This is a genomic window from Kamptonema animale CS-326 (assembly GCF_028330895.1).
Classification (GTDB): Bacteria; Cyanobacteriota; Cyanobacteriia; order Cyanobacteriales; family Microcoleaceae; genus Kamptonema; species Kamptonema formosum.
In genome coordinates this window covers 1-4,978 of the sequence record NZ_JAQMUA010000436.1, presented here as the reverse complement: position 1 = coordinate 4,978, position 4,978 = coordinate 1, and the positions used below count along the sequence as shown (strand labels likewise).

3 protein-coding genes are annotated in these 4,978 nt (G+C 45.0%); 2 read left to right on the top strand and 1 reads right to left on the bottom strand.

The annotated features are described in order from the left end of the window. On the bottom strand, positions 1-1,401 hold a 1,401-nt coding region (gene purL, locus PN499_RS25600; protein WP_272035850.1), incomplete at its 3' end, for a phosphoribosylformylglycinamidine synthase subunit PurL. 339 nt (positions 1,402-1,740) lie between these two features. Between purL and PN499_RS25595 the strand changes: the two genes are divergently transcribed. Next, complete coding sequence (locus PN499_RS25595; RefSeq protein ID WP_272035848.1) at positions 1,741-2,757, top strand: hypothetical protein; 1,017 nt, start codon at positions 1,741-1,743, stop codon at positions 2,755-2,757. 30 nt (positions 2,758-2,787) lie between these two features. Further along, on the top strand, positions 2,788-4,971 hold the full coding sequence (locus PN499_RS25590) for an ATP-binding protein (RefSeq protein ID WP_272035846.1): 2,184 nt from the start codon (positions 2,788-2,790) through the stop codon (positions 4,969-4,971). Positions 4,972-4,978: the final 7 nt, after the last annotated feature.

The following is a 4,978-nucleotide window of genomic DNA, read 5'->3' as shown; positions in this document are numbered from 1 at the left end:
GGGTTGGGGGGGTTCCAACGGGCGCAATCGGATAATCGCTGCATCGGCGGCACCAGGAAGCATCACGGTGTTATTTTGTACTTGATGGTCGTACTGTCGATAAACCCAACTTTTAGAAGCAATCGTCGGCGTATCTAGTAGTGTCAATAAAATTTCATTCCAAGTTTGAAACTCTTCGGCAATTTCAATACCATTAATTGTACAAGGAGGCAAAGAATTAGCTGACCATTCCCAAGCTTTCTTTACATATTCCGGCAATTCTGTCAACAATTTATGGTGATAAATGGGCGTGTTATCTGCTAAAGCAGTTGCGGGAATTTCGGCGGCAATTTCTCCCTTAAATAAAATTCGCACGATTGGTTCGGCAATGACTTGACCAGCGATGACGGCTTGGAGTCCCCAGCGGTGAAAAATATCAATTAACTCTTGTTCGCGCCCTTTGTGAGCCACAAATAACATCCGTTCTTGTGATTCGGAAAGGAGATATTCATAGGGAACCATCCCGGTTTCTCGAACTGGGATTTTATCTAAATCAAATTCAATTCCAACCCCACCTTTGGCTGCCATTTCTGATGTAGAACAAGTGATTCCTGCTGCACCCATATCTTGTGCTGCCACTACTGCACCTGTTTTAAATGCTTCTAAGCAAGCTTCAACTAATGATTTTTCTAAGAAGGGATCTCCTACTTGCACGGCGGGGCGATCGTCAACTGATTTATCGGTTAATTCTGCACTGGCGAAACTTGCGCCGCCCATGCCATCTCTGCCAGTAGTTGAACCAACATAAAGCACTGGATTACCAATGCCAGATGCACCGGATTTAACTATTTCTGGTGTTTCCATTAACCCCAGGGCCATGACGTTAACTAAGGGGTTGCCAGAATAGGCGCGATCGAAGTAAATTTCGCCGCCGACGGTGGGAACGCCAATGCAATTACCATAATGGGAAATTCCTGATACTACACCTGTGAATAATCGCCGAGTTTTAGCATCATCTAAGGAACCAAAACGGAGGGAGTTTAATACAGCAATGGGACGCGCCCCCATTGTGAATATATCTCGCAAAATTCCCCCGACTCCGGTGGCTGCACCTTGGAATGGTTCTACTGCTGAAGGGTGATTGTGGGATTCGATTTTAAAGGCGAGTTGGATGCCATTACCTAAGTCTATAACGCCGGCATTTTCTCCGGGGCCGACGAGAATGCGATCGCCTGTGGTGGGAAATTGTTTGAGTAGCGGCCGCGAATTTTTATAGCAGCAATGTTCTGACCACATCACGCCAAACATTCCTAATTCAGCCTTGTTGGGATGGCGATTTAGGCGTTTGACAATTTCTTCGTATTCTTCAGGTTTTAGACCTTCAGCGGCGATTTCTTCTGGGGAGAATGGGGCTAATGACATGATATTTTGAATTCCTTGGTGAAGGGCAATCCTGAATTGGATTTATTAGTGTTATCTTATCGTAACGCCGCCCTCTGGGCGGTTCTTTCAGCGCCGAGAGGGTGGCGTTACGGGTGCATAATTTTGAGATAGTTCGCGATCGCTACATAAATTTTTAGGACTTACGCACTTTCACCGTGTAGGGTGGGTGGGGATTGCTTGCGCCTAGTCAAGCGCTACGCGCAGGCTTCGCCAACGCCATCACAGAAATACGTTCAAAACTGCCTAAGTCCTGAATTTCTCAAGCGGCTGTATTACACTTAGGTGAGCAGCCCTCACTGGTTTTCGGGCCAAAAGCTTATGTTTGCTAAATTTCACGCTCTTTATCCGACAGGTCAGTTAATCTCAGAGTTGGTGACAATTTATCACGGTAAATTTGTCGTTCGCACTCTGATTCAGGTAGATGGAAAAACTCTGGCTACGGCGATGTCTGCTGGTGATAGTGTTGAGTTGGCAGAGGATCAAAGCTGGAAGCGATCGCTCTCTATGCTCGATCTTAATACCCCCATGTCTCAGTCAACTTCTCTGGAAACTGAACCAGTTGTCAGGCTGTACACAGGAAACAACCGAGACGACGTTAGGGAAGATGTAATGTCAACTTTCCCTGGAGAGGTTGTACCGCAAGTTCCCCAGCGAGATCTTCCTGTTACTACTGAAAAGGTTATTCCTTCATCTCAAAGTAGTTTTGTCAATACCAAAACTCCGATAAATGACTCTACATCTTCGTCGCCTCCTGAACCCGTGCGATCGCCACTTCCTCCCCAGGCTCCAAGCGTCCCCCCTGCACCGAAGCAATTAGACTCTGATGCTTGGCTTTCCTCTAGTTATGGGGTTTCTTCCCAAAGTCAGGAGATAGCGTCAATACCCTCGCCAACAGGCGGCAAAACTGAAACGTCGTTTTCCCCTCCGACTGACAGCAGCCTCAATATAGGGGAAGTGGAACCGCTATCTACAGACATTCAAAGTGGGATACCTCTGGAAATGAGTCCGCCGAGCGAGACCATAGAGGATAATTCCGATACGATCGCGCAAATTGACGTACTCCTCAAGCGCCTGAAGTGGAGCAAAGAACAAGAATCGGAGTATTTGCTTGAGGCTTACGGCAAGTTTTCACAGGGTATTTTACCTCGGCATGAACTCCTAGATTTCTTAGACTATCTAGAAATTTTCAGCAAAACTACTGAGGAAATTACTCGCTTGCGTTGGGATAAGAAAAAAGGCCGGGATCATCTTAACCAAGCTTACGGAAAAATCGCACGGCATCAGTTAAATAAAGAACAGTTGCTCGATTTCCTCCAATATCTGGAATCGCAGTAAATAGGAACAAGGTCAAAGTAAATTCCGAAGATGAAGACGCGATCCTCCAGCAAAGTTCAAGCAGTACCCTTACAGCTTGTTCTGATTATTCCATTCGTTTTGCAAATCTTTGGAGCGGTGAGTTTAGTTGGATATTTGTCCTTCAGAAATGGTCAGAAAGCTGTAAATGAGCTAGCAAACCAACTGATGGAACGAACCAATAGTATGGTAAATCAACATCTGGATTATTATTTATCTATCCCGCATAAAGTGAGCCAGATAAATGCCGATGCGATTCGGATGGGATTGCTGGATGTGCGCGATCGCAAAACAGTCGGAAAGTATTTCTGGCATCAGATGCAGGCCTATGACCTGACTTACATCGGCATCGGACTAACGACGGGTGAAGGGGCAGGAGCTGGTAGTTACGATGGCAAAACCGTGGTGATTGATGATTGGACTGCCAAGCTTCCAAACAATTGCTACACCTACGCCACCGATGACCAGGGTAATCGCACCAAAATGATTACTATTACTGATTGGGACAACTTCACCATGCCCTGGTATACGGAACCTGTGAAAGCAGGTAAACCTATTTGGTCGCGGATTTATACCTGGAATTATCCCAATTATCCCTTTATCGTTGCTTCGGCGGGTCGTCCTATCTATGACGCACAAAATCGATTGTTAGGAATAGTCGGAGCAGACATTCACCTGTTAAAACTGAGCGATTTCTTGCGAAGTATGAAAGTCAGTCAGTCTGGACAGGTTTTCATTCTTGAACGGAATGGGATGTTAATTGCCAATTCTGCGAAAGAGCAGCCCTTTGTCCTCGTTAAGGACGAGATCCAGCGTTTGAAGGCAATAGAAAGTGCCAATCCCCTAGTGCAGGGAATTGCCAAACAACTCCAGCAACGCTTTAAAAATTTCCAGAACATTACCGAAGCTAAACAACTTAAGTTTGATTTAAAGGAAGAGCCTTATTATCTTCATATCACCCCTTGGCGCGACAAATATGGATTGGATTGGTTAGTAGTAGTGAGCGTGCCAGAAAGCGAATTTATGGCAGAGATTAACGCCAATAATCGCCTCACTATCTTTCTCTGTTTAGGGGCATTAGGAGTCGCATCTGTGATGGGTATTTTCACGTCCCGCTGGGTTGTGCATCCGATTCTCCGTCTAAATCAGGCAAGTAAGGCAATCGCATCTGGTAACTTAGATCAGGCTGTAGAAGATAGCGGAATTAAAGAACTAAACACACTTGCCCAATCCTTTAATTACATGGCGAAACAAGTGGGTGAATCGTTTACGGCGTTAGAAAAAAGTAATGAAGAACTAGAAAATCGGGTGGAAGCACGCACTGTTGAACTTAAAAAGGCGTTAAGTGAATTACATAGCACTCAAGCACAGGTGATTCAGAGTGAAAAAATGTCTAGTCTGGGGGAATTAGTTGCCGGAGTTGCCCATGAAATTAACAATCCGGTTAACTTCATTCATGGCAATCTCACTCATGCTGAAGATTACATTCAAAGTTTATTATATTTTGTGCAGCTTTATCAACAGCAATATCCTCAACCGACTCCAGAAATTCAAACTGTAGCCGAGGAAATCGATCTGGATTTCTTGCAAGAAGACTTACCCCGCATTTTGTCTTCTATGCGGATAGGTACTGATCGCATTCGGCAGATTGTACTCTCATTGCGTAACTTTTCGCGTAAGGACGAAGCTGATATTAAGGCAGTGGATATTCATGAAGGTATTGACAGCACTCTCATGATTTTGCAACATCGTCTCAAAGGGCAATCAGGACGACCAGAAATTGAGACGATCAAAGATTATGGCACTTTACCTTTGGTGGAATGTTACGCCGGACAACTCAATCAAGTGTTTATGAATATTCTCACCAATGCGATCGATGCAATCGAAGAGGGGAATGCCAATCGAACGTTTGAGGAAGTTCAGGCAAATCCTGGTCGAATTAAAATTAGAACTTCTGTAACTGCTGACCAATGGGTGCAGATTGCGATCGCAGATAACGGCCCTGGCATTCCCGAAGATATTCAACAAAGGATATTTAATCCGTTTTTCACAACTAAGGCGATTGGGAAAGGCACTGGCATGGGGATGTCGATCAGCTATCAAATTATTACCGAAAAACATCGCGGAAAATTGAAGTGTTCCTCTACTCTTGGTCAGGGAACTGAGTTTGCGATCGAAATTCCCATTCAGCAATAACTAGGGG

Excerpts from the sequence above, each read along its gene's own strand:
- PN499_RS25595 (WP_272035848.1), top strand. The coding sequence starts at position 1,741 with ATGTTTGCTAAATTTCACGCTCTTTATCCGACAGGTCAGTTAATCTCA.
- PN499_RS25590 (WP_272035846.1), top strand. The coding sequence starts at position 2,788 with ATGAAGACGCGATCCTCCAGCAAAGTTCAAGCAGTACCCTTACAGCTT.